A 23,294-nucleotide genomic window follows, 5' to 3' on the forward strand; every position below is an offset into this window, starting at 1 on the left:
ATCGGTGGCAAAGCTAGTGTGCCTGCGCAGGATCAGTGCCAAACTGCCGTTCCACCTTGCGCTTGTGCAGCAGATACTTGGCATCGCTGAGCGAGATCAGGGTGTAGAAGGCCGGCACCACGAACAGCGTAAAGATCGTGCCGATCAGCAGGCCGGTAAAGATCACCAGACCCATCGCCTGCCGTGCCGCAGCCCCGGCGCCTTCGGCGATGATCAGCGGCACCACGGCCAGGGCCATGGCCGCGGTGGTCATCAGGATCGGGCGCAACCGGGTCTTGGCGGCCGCCACAATGGCTTGCCGCTGTGGCAGACCATGCTCCTCACGCTGCTGGTTGGCGAATTCCACCATCAGAATCCCGTGCTTGGTGATCAGGCCGATCAGCGTAATCAGACCGACCTGCGTATAGATGTTCAGCGTGCCTGCCCCCAGATACAGCGGCAGCATGGCGCCAAAGATCGACAGTGGCACCGACATCAGGATGATCAGCGGATCGCGGAAGCTTTCGAACTGCGCCGCAAGCACCAGATAAATCACCACAATCGCCGCCGCAAAGGCGAGCAGGATAGTATTGCCTTCTGATTTCTCCAGCCGCGACTGATCGGCATATTCGATGAAGAACCCATCCGGCAGCACCTCGGCCGCAATCCGCTCCAGCTCGGCCAGAGCCACCCCGGTCGACAGGCCGATCATCGGCATCCCCGACAGGGTGGCAGAGTTAAGCTGGTTGAACTGCGAAATCGACGCCGCCGACACGGTCGGCGTGATGCTGACCACCGAAGACAACGGCACCATGACCCCGGTGCCCGAGCGTACAAAAAATTCGCCCAGCTTTTCCGGGTTGTCGCGCCAGTCGCGCGGCACCTGGGTGATCACGTCATAGCTGTTCGAGTCGCGGTCGAATTGCGCCACGGCCCCGCCCCCGACCAACAGGCCCAGCGTGGACCCGATGTCGCTGACCGCCACCCCCAGTTGGGCGGCGCGGTCACGGTCGATGGTCACCCGCACCTGCGGTGCGTCAAACGACAGGCTGTTCTGCACCACGATGAACATGCCCGACGCCATCGCACGGTTGCGGATTTCATCCGCAATCTCGACCACCCGCTCGGGCGCATAGATCGACTGGATCACCATCGAAATCGGCAATCCACCGCCCGAACCGGGCAGCGACGGCGGCGCAAAGACATAGCTTTGCAGCCCCGGCGTACCATCCAGAATGCCTTGCAATTGCTGCTGAATCTCGGCCTGACCGCGGGTGCGCTCGGCCCAGTCCTTCAGCGCCCAGATGTAGAAGCCGGTATTTCCGGCCCCGCCCATCCCGGCCACCGAGAACGAGGTCTGCACCTCTTCGATACCGGCGGTGCGTTTGCTCACCTCTTGGGTAAAGGCGTCGGTGTAATTCAGCGTCGCATAGCGCGGGCCGCTCATGATCGCAAACAGCGCGCCGCTGTCTTCCTCCGGGGCAAGCTCGGATGAGGTGTTCAGGAACATGAACCCGGTCGCCCCCAGCAGCGACACCACCATCAGAATGGTCACCGGCCGGTAGTCGAGCGAGGACGACACCCGGCGCTCATACCAGTTGGCAAGCCCGCCAAGCGTGCGGTCCACGATCCGCTGGAACCGCCCCGGCTCGCCGTGGTTCAGCAGACGGGCCGACATCGCCGGCGTGATCGTCAATGCCACAATGCCAGAGATCACCACAGACCCCGCAAGGGTCAGCGCAAACTCGGCAAACAGCGCCCCGGTCAGCCCGCCGGTAAAGGCGAGCGGCGCCAGCACGGCGGCCAGCGTGATGGTCATCGCCACCACCGGGCCGGTGATTTCCTTCATCCCCTTGATCGAGGCTGCGGCGGGGGTCATGCCTTCGTCGATATGGCGGTGAATGTTCTCCACCACCACAATCGCGTCATCGACCACCAGACCGATGGCCAGAACCATCGCCAGCAGCGTCAGCAGGTTGATCGAATAGCCCAGCAGCAGCATCACGCTGCACACCCCGATCAACGACAGCGGAATCGTGACAATCGGCATCAGAACCGAGCGGAACGAGCCCAGGAACAACAGGATCACCACCACCACGATCAGCACGGCTTCGGCGATGGTCTTGAACACTTCGGAGATCGAGGCCGAAATCGTCTCGGTCGAATCGTACACCAGTGACATCGTCATGCCGGTCGGCAAGGTCTGCTCCACCGCGGGCAAGGCTTCACGGACATTGGTGGCCACATCCAGCTGGTTTTCGCCCGGCGCGGGAATGATCCCGATGAAAATGCCGGGTTCGCCCGCGAACGTCACAATCGCATCATTGGTCCCAGAGGCGAGTTCTATCCGTGCCACATCGCGCAGGCGCACCACGCCACTGTCACCCTGCCCCAATGGCAGCGCGCCAAAGGCTTCGGGGCTCTGAATCGTGGAATCGAGGGTCAGCGAATACGAGAAGTATTCATTCTCGGTCTTACCCGGCGCCGACAGAAAGTTCGACGACCGGATCGCGGCCAGCACCTCGGACGCGGTGACACCGCGTGCGGACAACAGCAGCGGGTCAAGCCAGATCCGCATGCTGTACTTCTGCGCGCCCATGATTTCCATCTGTGCCACGCCCTGAATATTGGTCACACGCGGGCGCACCACACGTTCCAGGTATTCGGTCAGCTGTTCGGGCGTCATGTTCGGGTTCTGGACCGCCAGATACATCAGGGCAAATGTCATGCCGGTGCCTTTGGCGATCACCGGGTCTTCGGTATCCTGCGGCAACTGGCCCCGCACCTGCTGGACCTTGGACATCACCTCGGTCAGGGCAACATCGGGATCAGCCCCCAGCTTCATCTGAACCGTCACGACCGAAGCCGAAGGCCGCGAGTCGCTGGTCACATAGTCAAGGTTTTCCGTGGTAGACACCGCCGACGCAATCGGTGCGGTGACAAAGCCCTGAATCAGCTCAGGTGCTGCACCGGGATAGACCGTGGTGATGGTGATCACACTTTCCTGCACCTCGGGGTATTGCCGGACCGGCAGGTTGACCATGGCCGCAAGGCCAAGGAACAGGATCAGCGCCGCCAACACGCTGGACAGCACCGGACGGCGGATGAAAACTTCGGAAAAATGCATGGCCCGCTCCTTATTCGCTCGCCGGAGCGGTCGCTGGTGGCGACAACTCGACCGTGTCGTCGATCACCACCTTGGCCGCGTTCGACAGGCGGTTCTGCCCCGACGTCACGATCTGATCGCCATCAGCAATCCCGGAAATCACCTCGATCCGGTCATCGGCACGGCGTCCCAGCGTGACAAAGGCCTGCTCAACCTTCAGCCCGTCGCCGTCCGGCTTCACAACATAGATCGAGTCGCCATACAGGCTGGAGATCACTGCCGTCTGCGGCACGGTGATCACCCCCTCTTCGGCCGGCAAAGCCACCCGCACGCGCAGGAACTGGCCGGGATAGAGGCGGGCGCCGGGATTGTCGACGATCGCCCGGACCGACACCAGCCGCGTCCTGGGGTCAACCTGCGGCTCGATCCCGCTGATCCGGCCTTCGGCGCTGAAAGACCCCACATCGGTGCTGACCGTGATCTCGCGGCCCAGATCCAGCGCGCCGATCTGTTGTTCCGGCACGGTGAAATCGACAAACATCTGATCCAGATCCTGCAAGGTCGCATAGATCGCGCCGGGGGTGACATATTGACCAACCTCGACCCGCGGAATCCCGATCACGCCTTCAAACGGCGCCGTCAGGGTCTTGGCATCGAGCGCGGTCTGCACCTGCGCCACCTGAGCGCGCGCACTTTGCTCCTGCGCCAATGCCGTCTCGACCGCATTGGCCGTCCCGACTCCGCGTTCGGTCAGGGTCGCTGCGCGCACCGCCTCGGTCTGGGTGACGCCAAGAGCGGCTTCGGCTGCGGCAAGTGCCGCACGCTCACTGTCATCATCAATCTGCAACAGGATCTGACCCTCGGTCACCCGGTCATTCGACGCAAAGCCGATCGAGCGGACCAGCCCACCGGCCTCGATCGCCAGATCCACGCCGCGCGCCGAAATCGCAGTACCCACCGCATCAATCCCCGGCGTCCAGGTCACCGGATCAACCATCTGCACCGTCACCGGAACCGGCGGCGGCACCCGGCCCGCCATGAACTGCGCGATCATGCCGTCGCGGAAATACTTGAACCAGACAATCCCGCCGACCACGAGGCCAAGAAGAAGGATCGCGATAATAAGCCGTTTTGCCATGGAAGCCTCGTTTTCAACGGAAAGCACGGGAACAATCAAATAGCTCCGGCGCAAGATTTTCCGGCCTTTAGTGAACCTTTGGACAAGCAATATCAATACTGCGGGCACATCCAGAAGGCGATTACTGCACAGCAAATACGAACAACCCACCCGCCATTTTACAGGACTTGCGCTGATTTGCCGAGCAAACGCCGCGCAGACAGTCACACCCCGACCCTTCCGCCTGCCCTTGATCGCCTCCATCACAATCGCAACAGAGGTCTTGCAAGCCCCGCCAAGCTGCTATAATTCCCCCAACAGCGAGGCGGGTGGGCAGGCAGGCTATGCACCGGATTGCAAATCCGTGAAGATCGGTTCGATTCCGATACCCGCCTCCAAATCATCCAGACAGTGAAGCAATGTTCATCAGGCCAAAGCGGTATTGTCCGTTGAAGCTGGGTTGAAAAGCGTGCCAACTGACAGTGGCGTTCGGGCTTTTCTGGTATGTGACGCCACTTTGCGCAGCAGTCGCTCGACGCTGCATGTCAACGGGGGACACAATCCGCATGTCTGATCGCTCTGGCCGCCCCGCTCCGCTGGTCTTTGGTCAGCCGCTGATGCCCCGGCCTGAGGATCTTTTGCGCCTGCTTGACCCGGTGTTCCACTCCGCGCATCTGACCAACGGCGGTGCGCTGCACGCCCGGTTTGAAGTCGAACTGAGCCGGTTGGTCGGCGGAACCGCTTGTCTTGTGTCCTCTGGCACCATGGCGCTGATGATGGCGCTGCGGCTCGGCGGGCTGCGCCCCGGAGGTGAGGTGATCACCCCGCCGCTCAGCTTTGCCGCGTCGGTTCAGGCGATTGACTGGTGCGGTCTGCGCCCGGTCTTTGCCGATGTCGAGCCGGACTTTGGCACGCTTTGCCCCAAGGCGGTGGAGGCCGCAATCACCCCCCGCACTGTGGCCATTCTGGCGGTGCATTTTCAGGGCATCGCCTGCGACGTTGCGGCGCTGGAAGATATCGCGCGCAGGCATGGGCTCTGGCTGGTCTTTGATGCGGCGCAGGCCCCCGATGTGCAGATCGCGGGTGAAAACATCTGCCTGCGCGGAGATGCGACTGCCATGTCGCTGCATGCCACCAAATTGTTGAACACGGCAGAGGGCGGCGCTGTGATACTGCGTGACCCGGCGCAGGCGGCAGCGCTGGCCCGGATGCGCAACTTCGGCCTGGAGGAAGGCCGGATGACCGGACCGGGGATCAATGGCAAGATGTCAGAGCTGCATGCCGCCTTTGGCCTGTCGGTGTTGCCCCATGTCGCTGGTGAAATCGCGGCACGGGCGCAGCTGCGGCGCTGGTATGACGCGGGTTTTGCCGGGGTGACAGGTCTGTCCCTGCTGCGCCCCCGGCCCGGCAGTTCGGAAAGCCATCTGTATTATACGCTTATCCTGCCACCAGAGCAGCGCACGGCGGTCATCGCCGCGCTGAAGGCCGACGATATTCTGCCCCGCGCGCCGTTTGCCTTGCTGTGCGGGCCGCGAACCCGCTTTGAGTCGGCCATTCTGCATACCAGCCGTGACCACCCGATTGCCCCGGCTCTGACGGAGCGCTATCTGTCGGTGCCCCTGCACAGCGACATGGGCCGGGCCGGGGTGGAGCGGGTTGTGCAAGGAGTGATGCGGGGGATTTCATGACAGAACCGGCAGAACCGGCGCCGATCCGGGGTGTCGACAGCTTTGACGAGGTCGTGCTCTACGGCAGCCGGGGCCACAGTCAGATGATGATGGCCGTGCTGCAGACCCACTGGCAGGGCCGGGTCCGGCTGCGGGCCGTGGTGGATGATCTGGACAATGGCTTTGTGCACCCGGCATTGGGGGTGCCGGTGATTTCAGGTGCAGACCGGCTGGCGCAGCTTCCGGCGGTTCCGGTGCTGCTGTCGATGGGTGATGGCGCGGTGCGTGCCCGCATCGCAGCACGACTGGCGCATGAAGGGGCGGTGCTGGCCAATATCGCGCATCGCACGCCGGGCACGGTGGCGGCGGATGCGCGGTTCGGGCCGGGCTGCGTGATTGACCTGACCTCGCGGATCTGTCCCGCTGTGGTGCTTGGCACCGGGGTGCAGGTTCTGGCGGCGGTGATCGGCCATGACGTCAGCGTCGGCGATTTTTCCACGCTGGCCTTTGGCGCGATCATCAACGGCCATGTCGAGATCGGCAGCCATGTCACCATCGGCTCGGGCGCGATCATCTGCAACGGGCGTCCCGGCCACCCGATCCGGATCGGCGATGGCGCAGTGATCGGTGTCGGCGCGGTCGTGATGCGCGACGTGCCTGCGGGCGCGCGGATGATGGGCAACCCGGCAATGCCGGTGCGGGATTGGGCGCGGCTTCAGGCGCTGATCAGGCAAACGCCCTGAGCAGCTGGTCGCAATAGCGGTCCAGCCCCAGATGGGGCCGCACCAGCGCGCGCCGGGCGCGCCGTGTGGTCTGCGTTTCCTGCTGTGCAAGGGCAATGGCGGCCGCGACAAACCCCGCCCGGTCGCCACTGGCGACAAAGCGCCCCAGCGGATCCACCGTACCGCGCAAGCCAATGTCAGCAGCATAGCCGACAAAAGGCGTGCCGGTGGCCGCCGCATGGATCAGCGTTGCCGGGCCGGGGTCTTCGCGTGAGGTCAGTAAATACACCGATGCCGCCGCATAACAGGCCAGCGAGTCGGTCACGAACCCCGGCAGGCTCAACGGCAGGCCCGCCCCCCGCGCCGCCCGCGCCAGATCCTGCGCCCAGGGGTCCAGCGCGCCCAGCCAGACAAAACCCGCTTGCGGCATCCGGGCAGCGATCTCCTGCGCGGCGTCAAGGAACAGATCAAACCCTTTGCGCCTGTCGGCATGCCCTGCCCCGATGAACACCGTGCGCCCCGCTTGCACCCGCTTGCGCGCCCGGAAATCGGCGAGCCCGGCTGGCGGCAGGGTCACGCCCGGCTGCACCACGTCCAGCGGGCCCAGATCGGGGCGCAACGCCTCGGCCATGCGGGGAAACGATGCGACCAGCCGCGCGCCTGCAGCCTGTGCCGCAGCCAGCCCCGGCACAAGACCCTGCGCATCAAGATAGCCGCGCATCTCATGGATCAGCAGCACGGTCCGCAACCCCGCCTGCGCAGCTCCCTGCGCGAGCAAGGCAGCGGCCCCGCTGTTCACGATCACCGGCACATCGCGCGGAACTCCGGCGAACAGCCCCGCCGCATCCCAGCCTTCGGCCAGCACAAACACCGGGCCAAACTCTGCATACCGGGCCACCAGCGGACCGCCATCGCGCAATACAAACACCGGCGACAGCCCGCGTGCGGCATAGTGTTGCGCCATATCGCGCACCAGAATCGGCGTACCCGCCTCTTGCGCATCATGCACCCCCAGCAAGATTGGGCGCGCAATGCCAGCCAGAACCTGCCGGGCCGCAGCAGCAGATTGCGCCGGGCTGCGCGGCACAGGTCTGGGCAGATGGCCCGCCCCCTGCCCGACACGGATGTAATGCGCAAAGGCATAGGTCTCCTGCAAACGCAGGTAACAGCGCCGGTAAAACACGGCGTCAAACGCGTCTGTCGGGCTGCGCCCCTCGGCATCGCCATGGCGGGCGAAGTGGCCGGCGGGGGAAAATCCCGCAGCGGCCACGTCGGGGTGCAGCCGCAGATAGGCCACCGGGTCGATCAGCGGGTGCGGGCTGCGCCACGCGCCGGGACGGTCCTGTGCCAGAAAGCTGTCCAGCGCGGTCGGATGACCGTCAGCGGCCCAGTCGGGGTAGCGCGCCTTGTAATGCCGGGTGCTGAAATAGGGCGACGGATCAAGCCCCAGCCGATCCCCCTGCGCCCGGAAATGGCCGAGCGGGTCGGCAACCGGCGTATCAAGCTGGCCTTGGTAAAAGCCTGCGTCAAAGAACCCCTCACAGACAACAGGCTGCATCATGGCCCGAACACCCCGCCTTGCAGCGCTTGTCGCACATCCTCGTTGCGGCGGGCGACAATCTGCTGCGCCTTGTGCTGGGTGCTGCCCATCGGGGCCACCCGGAGCAGCCGGTAGCCCCCCGCCTGACACACCACGCCGAACAACCGCTCGATCGCATGGGCCGGGGTCGCGTCAAGCTGGCCGGATTCCGGCGGAAAATGCTCTGGCGTCAGCGCAAGCGCCCGCAAAGGCTCCAGCGCCACCCGTCGCGCCCAGAACATCGACCCAACCGGAAAATCCAGATCGGCGTCCGTTGGCAACGGACACGGCGGCTGCATCCGCGCCACCAACTCGCGCGCAATTTCCAGATTGTCGCCCCAATGCGCCGCCGCCAGCACCGATTTGAAGGTCAGCGGCACCACCAGCCCCAGTTCGGGCGCGGACTGGAACAACGACACGATACGGAACACCTCTTCCCGGCTGGGCAAAAGGCAGGCCAGGCAATGATCCAGCCATTGATCCAAGCCATCCGCATGGGGCGATTTCTTGCCGTGCAGATGCAGCACGATATCATGTTCGGCATAAACATCCGCAAAACCGTACAGCTTGCCATACACATCGCGCCCCCGGTTCGGCACAACCCGCACCACAGCTGTCGGCAGCTGGGCCATGATCGTCATCGCCTTGGCGCGTGTATCGGTCGAGACATACAGCCGGTGCGGCAGATCCAACAGCGCCATCCGGTCGCGGAACACTGTCGCCAGTTCGGCGTAAAACAGATGGATGAAAACCCCTACCGGGCGCGCCAGCTTGGCCGGACTGTTGCGTGGCCAGAGCCGCAGGTGCCGTTTCTGGCGGTCGCGCGAAAAGCCCGCAGGGCTATGGGCATAGAGCGGGCGGTTGTTCAACAGCCGGATCCGGGCCTGCACCGGGTCGATCCCCGCACCCTCCGGCGCCAGAAACGCCCCCACCGGACACTCCAGCACCCGGCGCGCGCGGGCGCAGACGGTTTCCAGCACTGCAAGCGCCTGCGGTGTCGCCCTGTCCTGCGCGGCCCGCTGCGCCGCCCGGTGATCGGGCATGCCTGCGTGAATGACGCCGCACCCGGCCTCGGTCTCCGGGCCAGTCACGGTCAGCCGGGCCAGCGACGCCTCACGCGCGATCACGGCCCCGATCCGCATCACCGCCGTTGCGGCGCGCTGCATCGCCTCCTCTACCCCGATGCCATCGGGAGTCGCGCTCGGGTCTGACAGCACCAGCGTCACCTCCAGCTGATGCGAGGAGATCAGGGCATCCAGACGCGCGGCCAGCGGGGGAAGCGTAGCCTCAGCGTCTGACGGGCAATCCGAAACGGTCACTTTCAGCACCCTGCCGCGTCGTGGTTGGGCGGACAAAGGCGCAAAAGCGCGCGACGCGCGGTGGCCAAGCGCCAGCTGCCGCGCTGCCTCTGCCGCAAGGGTGCGGGCGCGGGCGGCAAAGCTGTAATGCTCTGCCATCGGTCCGGCGATGGCGGTACGGTCCTGCGTGCCCGACAGCAAGCGTGTCAGATGTTCCCCCAACGCCTGATCCCCGCCGATCTGGGTCAGACCGGGCAGCGCCGGGTCGGCAAAGCCCTGCACCTGATCCGACACCACCTGCGCCCCGCAGGCCATCGCGTCAAAGCTGCGGTTGCTCATGAACCCAAGTTCGGCCATGTGCGGCATATGGCTGTTGAGCACCACACGAGAGCGGGCGTAGACCTGCGCCAAAGCGGTGATGTCCAGCCTGTCGCCGCCAATGTGACGGGCCGGAACAACCCCGTCCCAGCCCTGCCCCCAGATCCTGACGTCAAACCCCAGCCCAATCGCCTCACGCACCGTGCTGCGCGGCACACGCAGCGCCAGATTGCCCACAAAACTCACCTCGATATCAACCGGTGCCTGCCGCCGTGCGGCAAGGTTGAAAATGCCGGTGTCGGTGGCCTGTGGCAGATAGCTGGCCGCCAGCCCCAGAGCGGCGCACTGCCGGGCCAGCATATCCGACGCAAAGAACAGCGCCTGATACCGCGCCAGACAGGCCAGATAGGCCTGATTGGGCGGGCTGATCACCCACAGCAGGTTGGGCACGTCCGGCACCGGCTCATCCAGATGCGGCCCGATGATCCGCAGGACGACATCGCCCTGCCCGGTCAGTTCCGGCATCTCGTCGCGGAAAAACAGCCGGGTCTGATGGCCCAGCTGTTCCAATGCCGCCGCAAGACAGCGCGCATATTGCAGATCACCCCAGCCCTCGGCATTCGAGCGCAGGGCGTTCAGTCCGATATGCAGGCACAGCGCCATGGCTCAGGCACCCTGCGCGCGCAACTCGGCAAACACCGCGTAGAGATGCAGGGCGAGGCGTCGTGGCAAGGCGGCAGAGTCTGCCGCATGCAAACAGTCGCAATACAGCCGATACCCCTCTTCGGTGCGGATCAGCGCGGCGCTGCGCTGCCGGTGCCAGTCGCACCCCTGCTGATGCAACGCCTCGACCCCCGGCAGGGCGCGCAGCGCCGCAGTTTCGGCGGCCAGTGCGGCAGACCAATGGGTGATCGCGGTGTTTTCCACCGAGTTGAAATTCCGCTCTACCCAATAGCTCAGATCAATGGTCTTGACCCGGCGGTTCGCCAACCCGCGCGCGGTCTTGACGATAAAGCTCTCGACCGAGCGCAGCGAATAGTGGTTCAGCTCGATCACCCCGCGCCCCACGGTCAGGGTCGGCAGCGCAATCTGGCTGTCGCGCCCGGCGAAATCATCAGGCAAGCGCGCGCCTGCGCCGTCATACCAGACCGGCACCGGGCCTGTGGGCCGCCGTTTGGGCCGGTGCACGCCCGGTTTCTGAAATCGCGCGGGGCGGAACAACGTCTTGATGTAGCGCCCGGCAATCGGGTGATACAGATCCGCCGGGGCCGAGCGCAGGAATTGCGCCGTCACCGGGCTGTCCTCGAACTGCACATGCCCGCTGGCCCCGAACAACCGCCAGGGCATCGCAATGGCGTCAGCGTCAGGTGGCACAACGGCGATGGCATCATCCAGCCGGTGCTGTCCGGCGTGGATCATCGGAAATTCGTCCACATCAGCAAACATCGCCCAGTCAAACCCGGCGGTCAGCCGGTCGCGCGCCACCGTTTGCAGCGCCTGCCATTGCACGCTTTTGCCCGGTGCCGCGCTGTGGGGCAGATGGCGCACCACGCCATGACCGGCCAGCCGGTCCAGCAACACATTGCTGCCATCTTCGCAATCATTGGAAAACACCAGAAAATCCGTCACCCCGATCAGACGGTTATAGGCGATCCATTCCAGCAGAAACGGGCCCTCATTCTTGACACAGGTGAAGGCAAGGATCTTCAACAGCACACTCCGCACGCAAGGCGACCATCCCCGCGCCAGCAACAGCAGCGGGATACCCGCCTCACCTTCCCACGCCCGCCTTTGCCAGTGCAAGCCCATTGCGCCCAAGCATGATTCGCGGGGCGCGTTTCCCAAGCCCACGATTGCCGAAAGTCCGCCCTGTAGTGGCCAGACCTGCCCCATCCATCAGGGAGTGCAAGGACCAGCGGGCGAGGCGATTGCCGGAAGCGGCACCCACTGGCAGTACGCGTCAGACAGCAGACCCACATTCAAGCAGTCACATGGAGAAAACACCAAACGCTATAAATTTCAATACATTGGTTGAAATTCTTAATCTGTAACCCGCCTGATTTTACAGGCCCGGCACCGCATTGCGGCACTCGGATTTTCGTTCCACCACCATCGCCGCATATTGAATTTTACATATAGTATTACTTTTGCTAGCTTCTTCTCAGGTCGACGGGAGGAGACGTCTGCCGCACAATCCTAGGGAGGGATTCCATGTCCATCATCAAGAAACTCGCGCTGGTCGCGGGTATTGGCGCACTCATGTCTTCGACGGCTTATGCCGAGGGGCTGTCCGGCAAGGTTATCGGCTTTTCGCAAATCGGGTCCGAATCCGGCTGGCGCGCGGCAGAAACCTCGGTGACACGCGCCGAAGCCGAACGGCTTGGCGTTGATCTGAAATTTGCCGATGCCCAGCAAAAGCAGGAAAACCAGATCAAGGCGCTGCGCGGTTTCATCGCGCAAGGCGTTGACGCTATCCTGATCGCCCCGGTTGTCTCGACCGGCTGGGAAGAAGTGCTGACCGAAGCGAAAGACGCCGAAATCCCGGTCGTGCTGCTGGACCGTGGCATCGACGCGCCCGAAGATCTGTACCTGACCTCGGTGGCCTCGGATCAGGTCAAAGAAGGCCGCGTGGCCGGCGAATGGCTGGTCGCAAACGTGGGCGACAAAGACTGCAAAGTGGTCGAGTTGCAAGGCACCGTCGGCTCGTCCCCTGCGATCAACCGCAAGCAAGGCTTTGAAGAAGGCATCGCTGCCGCCACCAATATCTCGATCATCCGCAGCCAGACCGGCGATTTCACCCGATCCAAAGGCAAGGAAGTGATGGAAGGCTTTTTGAAAGCCGAAGGCGGCGGTGCCGACATCTGCGCTGTTTATGCCCATAACGACGATATGGCCGTGGGGGCTATTCAGGCGATCAAGGATGCCGGTCTGAAGCCGGGCAGCGACATTCTGGTGGTGTCGATTGACGCCGTGCCGGATATCTTTGCCGCCATGGCCGCAGGCGAAGCCAATGCCACGGTGGAGCTGACGCCGAACATGGCAGGCCCGGCGTTCGAGGCGCTCGACGCGTTCCTGAACGCAGGCACCATGCCGGAGAAGTTCATCATCACCGAATCCAAACTCTACACTCCCACCGATGACCCGCAGGGCGAATACGACCGCCGCAAGGGTCTGGGCTACTGATCCACCCCGAAAGGGCATCCGTCGGCGGGGAAACTCCCGCCGACGGAATTGCTTTATGCGGGCAAAAGCAGAACTGTGGCAGGCAGGAAACGGGGGGCAGGATATGGCGGGTGAGTCACATCCGGTGCTGGAGGCACGGGGGATCGTCAAGATCTTTGGCCAGCACAGGGCGTTGGATGGTGTGGATTTCGCGGTGCGTCCCGGTGAGGTGCACGCGCTTCTGGGCGAAAACGGTGCGGGAAAATCCACGCTGATCAAGATCCTGACCGGGGCCTATCAGCCCGATGGCGGTGAGATCGTGCTGGATGGCGCGCCCGTCCGCTTCACCGATCCGCTGAACGCGCAAGGCTCTGGCATCGGCACGGTGTATCAGGAAGTGAACCTGCTGCCCAACCGGTCGGTGGCGGAAAACCTGTTTCTGGGGCGGCAACCGACCCGCTTTGGTCTGGTGCAGCGCCATGCCATTGTCACGCAAGCGACCGCGCTGATGGCGACCTATGGCCTTGATATCGACGTGCGCGCCGAGTTGGGTAGCTATTCCGTCGCCGTGCAGCAGATCGTCGCCATTGCCCGCGCGGTAGAGCTTTCCGGCAAGGTTCTGGTGCTGGACGAACCCACCGCCAGCCTTGACCGCAACGAGGTGGAAAAGCTGTTCGAGGTGATTGCCAAGCTGAAAGCGCGCGGCCTTGGCATCATCTTCATCACCCATTTTCTGGATCAGGTCTTTGCCGTGGCAGACCGGGTCACGATCCTGCGCAATGGCCAGCTGATCGGCACCCGCGACCTGAGCACACTCACCGCTACGGAAGTGGTGCGGATGATGCTGGGCAAGGATCTGGCCTATGGGCACAGCAGCCTGCCCGTCGCCGAAGCCGCCAAAGGGCCGGTCAAGGTCACCTTTACCGGCCTTGGCCGGGCGGATCGCGTCGCCCCCTTTACCCTGTCGCTGCATGAGGGCGAAGTGGTCGGCGTGGCGGGCCTGTTAGGCTCTGGCCGCACCGAAATGGCCCGGCTGATGTTCGGGGTGGATACGGCGGATGAGGGCGACATCACCGTGGCGGGCAAGCCGGTGAAAATCCGCAACCCGGCGCAGGCGGTGATGGCCGGATTCGGCTTTTGCCCCGAAGACCGCAAGCTGGATGGCATTTTCGGTGAACTCTCGGTGCGCGAAAACATCATCATCGCGCTTCAGGCCAAGCTGGGCTGGTTCCGCGCCCTGCAGCGCGACGAGCAGGACGAGATTGCCGGGCGCTATGCCGATGATCTGGACATCCGCGCCGCCAACCATGACATGCCGGTGAAACTGCTGTCGGGCGGCAACCAGCAAAAGGTGATCCTGGCCCGCTGGCTGGCCAATGACCCGACCTTTCTGATTCTGGACGAGCCGACACGCGGCATCGACGTCGGCGCACATGCCGAAATCGTCCGCACCATCAACCGCTTGCGCGAAGAGGGGCTGGCCTTGCTGGTGATCTCGTCCGAACTCGACGAGGTGGTGGCCTATTCCAACCGCGTGGTGGTGATGCGCGACCGCCAGATGGTGGCCGAATTGCACGGCGCGGATATCACGCCTGCAGTCATCGTGGCCGCCATCGCCGACAACACCCTGACACCGGAGCCCGTGACATGAAACGGCAGGCCCTGACTTCGGCGCTGCTGCGCCCGCAATTTGCCGCCCTTGCCGCCGTGTTGTTCATCAACTGGCTGTTGTTTCCGGGCTTTTTCACCATCACCTGGCAGGATGGCCGCCTGTTCGGCAGCCTGATCGACGTGCTGAACCGGGGCGCGCCAGTGGCCATTCTGGCGATTGGCGTCACCGCCGTGATCGCGACCAAGGGGGTAGATCTGTCGGTCGGCGCGGTCATGGCCATCTCCGGTGCCGTCGCCGCTGTCATGGTCTCGACCGGCACCCCGGCCTCCATCGCCATCCCGGTGGCCCTGCTGGCGGGGCTGGTCTGCGGGTTCTGGAACGGGGTTCTGGTGACCTATCTGGACATTCAGCCGATCATCGCCACGCTGGTCCTGATGGTCGCCGGGCGTGGGCTTGCACAGTTGATCACCGAAGGCTCCATCGTCACCTTCTCCGACCCGTTGCTCAGCTACATCGGCACCGGGGCGCTTTTGGGCCTGCCGATGCCGGTGGTGATCGCGCTGGTGCTGATGATCGTGACCACGCTGGCGGTGCGCCGCACCGCCCTTGGCCTGCTGATCGAGGCGGTGGGGGTCAACCGCTCTGCCGCGCGTTTTGCGGGCATCTCCAGCCGCTTGCTGCTGTTGATGGTCTACAGCTTTGCCGGGTTCTGTGCCGCCATCGCCGGGCTGATCGTGGCGGGCGACATTCGCGGTGCGGATGCCAACAACGCCGGCCTCTGGCTGGAGCTGGATGCGATTCTGGCCGTGGTGCTGGGCGGCACCTCGCTCTTGGGTGGGCGGTTTTCGATCCCGATGTCGGTGGTCGGCGCGCTGATCATTCAGGCGATGAACACCGGCATCCTGATTTCCGGCTTCTCGCCGCAGTTCAACCTGGTGGTCAAATCGGCGGTGATCATCCTGATCCTGGTGCTACAATCGCCGCAGGCCGGACAATGGATCAGCCGCCGGTTCACCCCCCTGACACCTCCCCCGAAAAGGAGCGCCGAATGAACCGCGCGCTGCGCCCACTGCTGGCGACCACGGCCATCTTTCTGTTGGCCTATATCGCCGCCGTGCTGCAATACCCGTCGATGCTGTCCACCCGCGTCTTGGGCAACTTCCTGACCGACAATGCTTTTCTGGGCATTGCTGCGGTGGGTATGACCTTTGTGATCCTGTCGGGCGGGATTGATCTGTCGGTCGGCGCTGTGATCGGCTTTTCCACCGTGCTGATCGCCACGCTGATCATGTGGGCCGGGCTGCACCCCCTGATCGCCTTTGCCATCACGCTGGCGGTCACGGCCGGGTTTGGCGCGGTGATGGGGGCCGCGATCCATTATCTCAAGGTGCCCTCCTTCATCGTCACGCTGGCGGGCATGTTTCTGGCGCGGGGCGGGGCATCGGTGCTGTCGCCCGACAGCATCGGCATCAAGCACGAGCTTTATACCAGCATTTCGCGCAGCTACATCCTGCTGCCCGGTGGCGGGCGGCTGACGGTGATTGCGATGATCATGCTGGCGGTTTTCATCCTCGGCATCGTCCTTGCCCACCGCACCCGCTTTGGCTCCTACGTCTATGCGCTTGGCGGCAATGAAACCTCGGCCGCGCTGATGGGGGTGCCGGTCGCGCGCACCACCATTCTGGTCTATACCCTGTCCTCCACCCTCGCCGGGATCGCGGGGATCGTGTTTTCGCTCTACACCTCGGCGGGGTATTCATTGTCGGCGCTTGGCGTGGAGCTCGACGCGATTGCAGCCGTGGTGATCGGCGGCACCCTGCTGACCGGCGGCTATGGCTTTGTAGCAGGCACCTTTATCGGGGTGATGCTGCAAGGGCTGGTGCAAACCTACATCGTGTTTGATGGCACCCTGTCCAGCTGGTGGACAAAGATCGTCATCGGCGGGCTTCTCTTTTTGTTCATTCTGTTGCAGAGACTGGTGTTCTCGGCCGCCGTGCCGGGCAAGAAAGGTTTCGGCCCCCGAAAAAAGGCGTTTAGGAAATCCTGACATGAGCGAACCGGGGAGTCTCGTGCGCGCGCTCTCCGGGCGGCAGACGGCGCGGAACTATCATTCCTATGTGATTGCCGAAGTCGGCCTTGGCATTGCCTCAGGGCGTTTTGCCGTGGGGTCGATCCTGCCCAATGATGCCGAGATGATGGATTCCTACGGCGTGTCGCGCACCGTTCTGCGCGAGGCGCTGAAAACGCTGGAGGCCAAGGGGCTTGTCGAGGCGCGGGCCAAGGTCGGCACCCGTGTGCTGTCGCGCAGCCGCTGGAACCTGTTTGACCGCTCGGTGCTGGCCTGGATTCAGGAGGCCGGGCCGGATGCCGCCTTTCTCGCCAGCTTTACCGAACTGCGTGAGACAATCGAGATGCAGACCGCCACGCTCGCCGCCACCCGCCGCACCGCCGAACAGGTGCGGATGCTGCACTACTGGCTGAATCAGCGCGAGGCGATGACAACGCTTGCCGAACCCTATGCGCTGGCAGAATTCGAATTTCACCGCACCCTGTGCGAAGCCAGCCAGAACCCCTTCCTGCGCGCAGCATCCGGGCTGGTGGAATTCGGCGTGGTCCAGACCACACTGGCCCGCATCCGGGCCGGTGTGACCGAGTTTGCGGCAGAGAAATCGGCGTTTTACAAAGCTTTGGCTGACGGCGTGACCAAGGGAGACGCAAGCACCGTAGACAAGGCCATGACAGCCATCCTCGCACAAGACCGGCATTGGACCCTGCACTCAGACCCGCCATCGCGGTGATCTCAAACAGAAAACTGGTGCCCCCAGCAGGATTTGAACCCGCGACCCCCTGATTACAAATCAGGTGCTCTACCAGCTGAGCTATAGAGGCACGCCCTTGAAATAACCTTGACGCGCGGCGGGTGCAAGCCCCTCAGCGATTGGCGCGGGCCATAAGGGCCACGGCAAGCAGACCGACCGCCATCACCATCAGCGCGGCGGGGGCGGCTTCTTCTAGCCGCTCCAGACTGGCGAGTTCAAACACCCGTGTGGCAAGGGTGTTGTAGTTGAACGGGCGCAAGAGCAGGGTGGCGGGCAATTCCTTGACGCAATCGACAAACACCACCAAGAGCGCCGTGGCGACAGAACCGCGCATCAGCGGCAGATGCACCGCCCGTAGCGCGCCGCCCGGCGAGCGGCCCAGCGACCGCGCCGCCATCGGCAGCGAGGGCGAGATCCGGCCGAATGCCGCGTCGACAGCCCCCTGCGCCACGCCAAAGAACCGCACCGAATAGGCCAGCACCAGCGCCGCCGCCGTGCCGGTCAGCATCAGCCCCGGATCCCAGCCGGTCAGCGCCAGCACCGCATCGGCCAGCTTGTGATCCAGCGCTGCCAATGGAATCAGGATGCCAACCGCCAGAACCGCGCCGGGCGCGGCATAGCCCAGCGTGGTCACCGGCAGAACCCAGCGCGCCGCCGACCGATGGGCCATGCGCAATCCGTAGACCAGAAAAATCGCCGCCCCCACCGTCAGACAGGCCGCCGCCCCGCCGGTGATCAGCGTGTTGACAAAGGCGCGCGTCAGCCCCGGCGACAGCCAGACCTCGGGGCGGCGCAGCGCATGCCAGCCCATCATCGCCACCGGCAACACAAAACCGGCCAGAATCGGCAGCAGGCACAGCGCGAACGCGATCCAGCCCGCGCCGCGCGGCATCACCGCAGGCTCCACCGGACGCGCGGACCGTCCGACCCGGTGAAAGCGGGCATTGCGGCGGCTGACCCGCTCCAGCCCCAGCAGCACAAAGATCAGCACCAGCACCACGCCCGCAATCTGCGCGGCACCGCCTGCGTTGTTGCCGTTCAGCCAGGTCGAGAAAATCCCCGTGGTCAGCGTCTGCACGCCAAAATATTGCACCGTGCCGTAATCGGCCACCGTCTCCATCAGCGCCAGTGCCACGCCGGTCGCAATCGCAGGCCGCGCCAGCGGCAGGCCAACCCGGCCAAACAGCCGCCACGGACCACAGCCCAGCGCACGCGCCACCTCATACGATCCGCCCGACTGTTCGCGGAACGCGGCGCGGGCCAGCAGATAAACATACGGATACAGCGCCGCCGACAGCACGACGATGGCCATCCCGCGCGAACGCACTTGCGGGAACCAGTAGTCGCGCGCCGACTCGTATCCCATCAGACCGCGCAGGCTGGTCTGTACCGGCCCCGCATATTGCAGGAAATCCACCAGCGCATAGGCCCCGACATAGGCCGGGATCGCCAGCGGGAACAGCAGCACATAATCCAGCCAGTTGCGGCCCGGAAAGCGGTACATCGTCGTCAGCCAGGCCGCCCCGGTGCCGACCATCGCCGTCAGCACCGCCACACCCAGCATCAGAACCAGCGTATTGCTCAGATAGCGCGGCAGTACCGTTGACGACAGATGCGGCCAGATGTTCTCGGTCGGGTGAAACGCGATCCACAGCACCGAGGCCATCGGGGCCAGAACCACCACCGCAATGGCGATTGCGCCCAGAGTCCACAGATCGAGGCGCGGCAGGCGCAGGGTGGGGCGGCGGGGAACTTGAGTGTTTTGCTGGGTCATCCTGTCTCTCCGATAGCACCGCGCGCCCTGCCCTGTCCAGATCAGCCTCCGCCTTGGCGTGGCCTGACGGACTCTGTTGGCAATTCTTCTGACACGATGCGCGTCATCCCCCGTGTCATCCCAAAGGAATGTGCCTATAGTCCCCCGCAATCAAGAACAGGACAGGTCCAGAGCAGGATGCGTATCGTCTATCACCTTGGCGCCCATTGCACCGACGAGGAACGTCTGTTGCGGTGCCTGCTGAAAAACCGCCAGACCCTTGGCGAACAGGGCATCGTGGTTCCCGGCCCGGCGCGGTATCGGTCTTTGCTGCGTGACACCGCCATCACGCTCAAGGGTCAGCCCGCCGGGCGCGACACGCAGGCGCTGGTGCTGGAACAGATCATGGAAGAGGACCGGGCCGAGCGGCTGATCCTGTCATGGGATAATTTCCTGTCCTTTCCGCAATGGGTGCTGAAAGAGCGGCTGTATCCTGCAGCAGCGGAACGGGTCCGCGCCTTTACCCAGATCTTCCCGGAAATCGAGGCCGAATTTCATCTGGCCATCCGCAACCCCGCCACCTTTCTGCCCGAGCTTTTCGCCAAGCAGCGCGACAAAAGCTTTGAGCAGTTCATGGCGGGCATTGATCCGCTGGATCTGCACTGGTCCGAGGTGATCGAGGATGTGCTGATCAACAACCCTGGCGTGCCCTTTACCGTTTGGTGCGACGAAGACACGCCGCTGATCTGGCCCGAGGTGTTGCAGGCGGTGTCAGGCCATGCCGAAGGCACATCGCTGACGGATACTGACGAATTGCTCAGCATGATCATGTCACCCGAAGGTCTGACGCGGATGACAGCCTATATCGACAGCCATCCGGTGCAGACCGCGACCCAGCGTCGCCGTATCGTCTCGGCCTTCCTCGACAAATTCGCTTTGCCCGACCGGGTCGAGATGGAGCTGGAGGTGCCGGGCTGGACCGAAGACACGGTGACCGCCCTGACCGCAACCTATCACGAAGATGTGGCGCGTATCCGGGCGATGCCGGGGGTCACATTCATTTCGGCCTGAGCCAATGAAAAAGGGGCGCAAGCGCCCCTTTGCCGTCTGTGATCAGGCCATGCCAAGCGCGGTCTTGTACATTTCCAGCACCGCTTCTTCTTCGGCGATCTCGTCGGGCTTGCGCTTGCGCAGCGCGATCACCTTGCGCATCACCTTGGTGTCATAGCCCCGGCCCTTGGCCTCGGCGAACAGCTCTTTTTCCTGCTCGGCGATGTCTTTCTTTTCAGACGCCAGCTGTTCGGCCCGTTCGATGAACTGGCGCAATTCGTCGGCTGTCACGGAATAGTTGTCAGTTACGTCGCTCATCATCGCCTCATGCTGTGCTGTTTGATGTCATCCCTACCGTGGCCCTGTGGTGGGTTCAAGGCTTGCACGCAGGCCAAAGCTGGGCTAGGCGGCGCGGGACCACTTCCAAAGGATGGCGACAGATGGACATGCTGATCTGGGGCGGGGCTGCATTGACCATGGCCGGCGTGCTGACGCTGCTGTGGTGCATCATCCTTGCCATGCGCGCCCGCAAATCCGCCTTGCCCGAGGATCAGATCAAGGCCCAGCTTCAGCGTGTGGTGGTGCTGAATCTCGGCGCGCTCGCCGTGTCGGGCCTTGGGCTGATCGTGGTGGTCACCGGCATTTTCCTCAGCTGAGGCGGCCCGAAAACCCGCGCCCGTTTGATACCAGCGCATCCAGCGCCGGGACAGGCTTCCACACCTCAGCCTCGTCGCCCCACAGCCGCAGATCGCGGCGCAGGATCATCAGCCCGCGCTGATCGGCCTGATGCAGTGGCCCGCCACACTCGGACGGCAGGCCCAGCCCGTGGACCGCGACCAGATCCACATCACCCGCCGATTGCGCCAGCCCCGCCGCCAGCATCCGGGCACCCTCATTGGCCAGAGCACCCAGCCAGCGGTTGATGATCTCCTCCGCCGACATCGGGCGCGGGCCAGCCCCCGGCTCCGCCTTTGGCAAGGCAGGGGCCGCTAGGCCAAAGCCGGTCAGCGCCGACAGGATGGCATCAGGGGCAACACCCGACACCAGCAGCGCGCGCAACGCGGCTCCACCAGCCCCGGCCAGCCGACCCGAGATCCCCAGCGGCGATTGAACCCCGGTCAGCACCACCATCTGACCAATCCGGCGCAGAAAGGCCAAGGCCTGCGCTGCAGCCCCCGCCGGGCAATGCGCGGGCAATCCAAGCTCGGCCACCCGCCCCGACAGCACCAGACGGAACGCGCCCTTTGGCAGTTCTCCCCGCCCCATGATCAACAGCGGCGCCGACGCAGGCACCAGCGGCACCGCTGTATCGGCGGCCACCACCACCAGATCGGCCTGCGCCAGATCGTCCGGGTCAGAGGCGGCCCGCAGCCGCGCCCAATCGGCATCACGCTGCGCAGGCGACAGGCTGCCCGCCTGCACCGCCGCCTCTTGCCGCGCCGCGATGTTCTGCAACAACGGCACCAGCCGGCTGCGGTCACGCTCCAGCACCGTGACCGGCAACCCCCGCGCCAGCGCCATCAGCGCCAGTGCCGACAGCTGCGGCGACGCGCCCACCAGCGCGGGCCGCGTCACTGGCCCCACCTTGACCGACCGCAACGCCTCTGGCACCTGTGCCGCCGCGCGCTCGGCACGCACCAGATGCGCCAGCGCCGCCGTCTGGGGCAGCGCCGCCCGCTCTGCAGCAAGTGCGGCCTCAAAGGCCAGACCCTGCTCTGCTGGCAACAACAGCGCCGCCTCGGCACAATCGGCCAGCGCCATGCCAAGGCTGCCCGGTGCTGACGTCGCCCGCAGCGCTTTGACCGCCGCCAGATAGGCCCGGCCATCCGCCATACCCTGCGGCGCACGCGGCTCGCGGCCTTGCGCAAGTATCCAGTCCTGCGCCGTCGCCAGAACCTCCGCCGCCGTCTCCCCCTCGACGATCTGATCCACCAGCCCGATCACCAAAGCCTCGGGCGCGGCAACCGGCCTGCCGCTGGTCAACAGCCGCAGCGCGTGCTCTGCCCCGACCAGTCTCGGCAGCCGCTGTGTGGCCCCGGCCCCGCTGATCCGCCCCAGACGCGCCGCCGGAAACCCGATCCGCGCACCGGGTGTGGCGATCCGCGCCCGTGCCGCCAGAGCGATTTCCGCCGCCGCCCCAGACACCATGCCTTCGAGCAGCACAAACACCGGCACCGCAGACTGCTCCACCGCCAGACACAGACTGGCCAGCGACGGACACGCGGCATCCTCGGGCCCCGGCAGATCGGGGCCACCATCCGGGTGCAGCGCCATCACGCGATCCGCCGCGCGCAGCAACACAGCCGTCAGGCGCGGGTCGACCGTCGCCACCGCCTCCAGCAACCGGTTGCGGTGTACGGCATCCAGCCAGACCCCGATGGCGGGACGGGACAGCGTGATTTCGGCCAATGCGTCCGTTGTGGTCACATCTACGCCGTTGCTCACTGTCATATCCTTGTCACCACACCGCCCCATGCACAGTGCAGCGCAACAGCAGGCGCGGTCAAGCCGCTGTGATCACCCGATATTGCGGCAAGGCACAGTCAGACCGGCATATTGTCGAAGCCAGCCTCGATTTCGGCATCAAGTGCGACCCGCTGGGCCGGCGACAGCTGGGCAGACGGCGGGCGCAATCCCGGCAAAACCTCACCCAGCGCCTGCATCTCTTTCAGCAGCGGTGCAAGAGCGCTATGGCCGTACGATACCTTCTCTGCCGCGTCCACCGCCAGCTGCGCGATCCGGCGCAGATCCTGTTGCGTTCCCATCATTCTCTCCCTCTCAGTCGCTCAAAGCCGCGCAATCGCGGCAAAATGGCGTAAACGGCAACACATCCAGCCGCTGGTCGCCAATTTCGGCCCCACAGCGGGCGCATTGCCCGTAGGTACCCGCATCGACCCGGACCAGCGCCGCATCAATCATCCGCAACTCTGCCAAGGCAGCGACACCCATGCCCTCCAGCACCTCATCGCTCTCGCGTTCGGTGGCAAGCTCTTCCCAGTCGCGGTTCTGATGACTGTCCAGCTCGACCTCGATCGAGGTCATCCGCTCCGCAAGTGCGGCGCGGCGGGCCAGAAGTTGAGCTTTGCGATCGGCCGGTGATTTGCGCATACTG

Annotated in this window: 19 protein-coding genes and 2 tRNA genes; 10 read left to right on the forward strand and 11 right to left on the reverse strand. The window is 64.5% G+C overall.

Annotation, left to right across the window (positions count from 1 at the left end; translation table 11 throughout):
- Positions 1-13: 13 nt before the first annotated feature.
- Together D1012_RS11985 and D1012_RS11990 are read right to left on the reverse strand one after the other, a co-directional pair.
- Complete coding sequence (locus D1012_RS11985; protein WP_118152500.1) at positions 14-3,106, reverse strand: efflux RND transporter permease subunit; 3,093 nt, start codon at positions 3,104-3,106, stop codon at positions 14-16.
- A 10-nt stretch (positions 3,107-3,116) separates the two neighbouring features.
- On the reverse strand, positions 3,117-4,223 hold the full coding sequence (locus D1012_RS11990) for an efflux RND transporter periplasmic adaptor subunit (protein ID WP_118152503.1): 1,107 nt from the start codon (positions 4,221-4,223) through the stop codon (positions 3,117-3,119).
- A 303-nt stretch (positions 4,224-4,526) separates the two neighbouring features.
- Between D1012_RS11990 and D1012_RS11995 the strand changes: the two genes are divergently transcribed.
- The 3 genes from D1012_RS11995 to D1012_RS23170 all read left to right on the forward strand — a co-directional run bounded on the left by D1012_RS11995 (position 4,527) and on the right by D1012_RS23170 (position 6,612).
- Positions 4,527-4,600: transfer RNA gene (locus tag D1012_RS11995), tRNA-Cys, on the forward strand.
- A 168-nt stretch (positions 4,601-4,768) separates the two neighbouring features.
- The gene (locus tag D1012_RS12000; RefSeq protein WP_158569327.1) at positions 4,769-5,890 is read left to right on the forward strand and encodes a DegT/DnrJ/EryC1/StrS family aminotransferase; all 1,122 of its coding nucleotides are present in this window, start codon (positions 4,769-4,771) and stop codon (positions 5,888-5,890) included.
- Entirely contained in the window at positions 5,887-6,612 is a 726-nt protein-coding gene (locus D1012_RS23170) for an LbetaH domain-containing protein (protein WP_118152507.1), read from the forward strand. Before D1012_RS12000 ends, D1012_RS23170 begins: the two co-directional genes overlap by 4 nt.
- Here D1012_RS23170 and D1012_RS12010 read toward each other — a convergent pair.
- The 3 genes from D1012_RS12010 to D1012_RS12020 are packed head-to-tail and all read right to left on the reverse strand — an operon-like array spanning position 6,596 to position 11,496.
- On the reverse strand, positions 6,596-8,152 hold the full coding sequence (locus D1012_RS12010) for a glycosyltransferase family 4 protein (protein WP_118152509.1): 1,557 nt from the start codon (positions 8,150-8,152) through the stop codon (positions 6,596-6,598). The two genes, D1012_RS23170 and D1012_RS12010, sit on opposite strands and share 17 nt — an antisense overlap.
- Entirely contained in the window at positions 8,149-10,449 is a 2,301-nt protein-coding gene (locus D1012_RS12015) for a rhamnan synthesis F family protein (protein WP_118152511.1), read from the reverse strand. The genes D1012_RS12010 and D1012_RS12015 overlap by 4 nt, the downstream gene beginning before the upstream one ends.
- A 3-nt stretch (positions 10,450-10,452) precedes the next feature.
- Positions 10,453-11,496 (reverse strand): glycosyltransferase family 2 protein, encoded by a 1,044-nt coding sequence (locus D1012_RS12020; protein WP_158569329.1) that lies wholly within the window; start codon positions 11,494-11,496, stop codon positions 10,453-10,455.
- Positions 11,497-11,997: 501 nt separating this feature from the next.
- Here D1012_RS12020 and ytfQ point away from each other — a divergent pair.
- Genes ytfQ through D1012_RS12045 form a run of 5 tightly spaced genes read left to right on the forward strand, consistent with a single transcriptional unit; the run spans position 11,998 to position 17,358 of the window.
- Positions 11,998-12,969, forward strand: a complete 972-nt coding sequence (gene ytfQ / locus D1012_RS12025; protein WP_118152515.1) for a galactofuranose ABC transporter, galactofuranose-binding protein YtfQ — start codon at positions 11,998-12,000, stop codon at positions 12,967-12,969.
- Between the two features lie 55 nt (positions 12,970-13,024).
- Positions 13,025-14,599 carry a sugar ABC transporter ATP-binding protein gene (locus tag D1012_RS12030; RefSeq protein ID WP_233517109.1) on the forward strand — a complete coding sequence of 525 codons (1,575 nt, stop codon included), beginning with the start codon at positions 13,025-13,027 and terminating at the stop codon, positions 14,597-14,599.
- Positions 14,596-15,612 (forward strand): ABC transporter permease, encoded by a 1,017-nt coding sequence (locus tag D1012_RS12035; RefSeq protein WP_118152517.1) that lies wholly within the window; start codon positions 14,596-14,598, stop codon positions 15,610-15,612. The genes D1012_RS12030 and D1012_RS12035 overlap by 4 nt, the downstream gene beginning before the upstream one ends.
- Positions 15,609-16,607: a galactofuranose ABC transporter, permease protein YjfF gene (gene yjfF, locus D1012_RS12040; protein WP_118152519.1), complete on the forward strand. Its 999-nt coding sequence runs from the start codon at positions 15,609-15,611 to the stop codon at positions 16,605-16,607. The genes D1012_RS12035 and yjfF overlap by 4 nt, the downstream gene beginning before the upstream one ends.
- A gap of 1 nt (position 16,608) precedes the next feature.
- Positions 16,609-17,358: a FadR/GntR family transcriptional regulator gene (locus D1012_RS12045; RefSeq protein WP_118152521.1), complete on the forward strand. Its 750-nt coding sequence runs from the start codon at positions 16,609-16,611 to the stop codon at positions 17,356-17,358.
- 15 nt (positions 17,359-17,373) lie between these two features.
- Here D1012_RS12045 and D1012_RS12050 read toward each other — a convergent pair.
- Together D1012_RS12050 and D1012_RS12055 are read right to left on the reverse strand one after the other, a co-directional pair.
- Positions 17,374-17,449 (reverse strand) — tRNA-Thr (locus D1012_RS12050).
- Between the two features lie 42 nt (positions 17,450-17,491).
- Positions 17,492-19,153: an ABC transporter permease gene (locus D1012_RS12055; protein ID WP_118152523.1), complete on the reverse strand. Its 1,662-nt coding sequence runs from the start codon at positions 19,151-19,153 to the stop codon at positions 17,492-17,494.
- A 177-nt stretch (positions 19,154-19,330) separates the two neighbouring features.
- On the opposite strand from D1012_RS12055, the gene D1012_RS12060 reads away from it, so the two are divergent.
- Entirely contained in the window at positions 19,331-20,203 is an 873-nt protein-coding gene (locus D1012_RS12060) for a hypothetical protein (RefSeq protein ID WP_118152532.1), read from the forward strand.
- Positions 20,204-20,245: 42 nt separating this feature from the next.
- Here D1012_RS12060 and D1012_RS12065 read toward each other — a convergent pair whose 3' ends face one another.
- Positions 20,246-20,500, reverse strand: a complete 255-nt coding sequence (locus D1012_RS12065; protein WP_118152849.1) for a DUF2312 domain-containing protein — start codon at positions 20,498-20,500, stop codon at positions 20,246-20,248.
- Positions 20,501-20,622: 122 nt separating this feature from the next.
- On the opposite strand from D1012_RS12065, the gene D1012_RS12070 reads away from it, so the two are divergent.
- Positions 20,623-20,838 carry a hypothetical protein gene (locus tag D1012_RS12070; protein WP_118152534.1) on the forward strand — a complete coding sequence of 72 codons (216 nt, stop codon included), beginning with the start codon at positions 20,623-20,625 and terminating at the stop codon, positions 20,836-20,838.
- On the opposite strand, the gene D1012_RS23175 is transcribed toward D1012_RS12070, so the two are convergent.
- The 3 genes from D1012_RS23175 to D1012_RS12085 all read right to left on the reverse strand — a co-directional run bounded on the left by D1012_RS23175 (position 20,831) and on the right by D1012_RS12085 (position 23,290).
- Positions 20,831-22,627 carry an enoyl-CoA hydratase-related protein gene (locus tag D1012_RS23175; RefSeq protein ID WP_158569332.1) on the reverse strand — a complete coding sequence of 599 codons (1,797 nt, stop codon included), beginning with the start codon at positions 22,625-22,627 and terminating at the stop codon, positions 20,831-20,833. The two genes, D1012_RS12070 and D1012_RS23175, sit on opposite strands and share 8 nt — an antisense overlap.
- Positions 22,628-22,725: 98 nt before the next feature.
- The gene (locus D1012_RS12080; protein ID WP_147335683.1) at positions 22,726-22,947 is read right to left on the reverse strand and encodes a hypothetical protein; all 222 of its coding nucleotides are present in this window, start codon (positions 22,945-22,947) and stop codon (positions 22,726-22,728) included.
- A 13-nt stretch (positions 22,948-22,960) separates the two neighbouring features.
- Complete coding sequence (locus tag D1012_RS12085; RefSeq protein ID WP_118152851.1) at positions 22,961-23,290, reverse strand: TraR/DksA family transcriptional regulator; 330 nt, start codon at positions 23,288-23,290, stop codon at positions 22,961-22,963.
- Positions 23,291-23,294 lie beyond the last annotated feature (4 nt).

The organism is Pseudotabrizicola alkalilacus, from assembly GCF_003443995.1.
Taxonomy (GTDB): Bacteria; Pseudomonadota; Alphaproteobacteria; order Rhodobacterales; family Rhodobacteraceae; genus Pseudotabrizicola; species Pseudotabrizicola alkalilacus.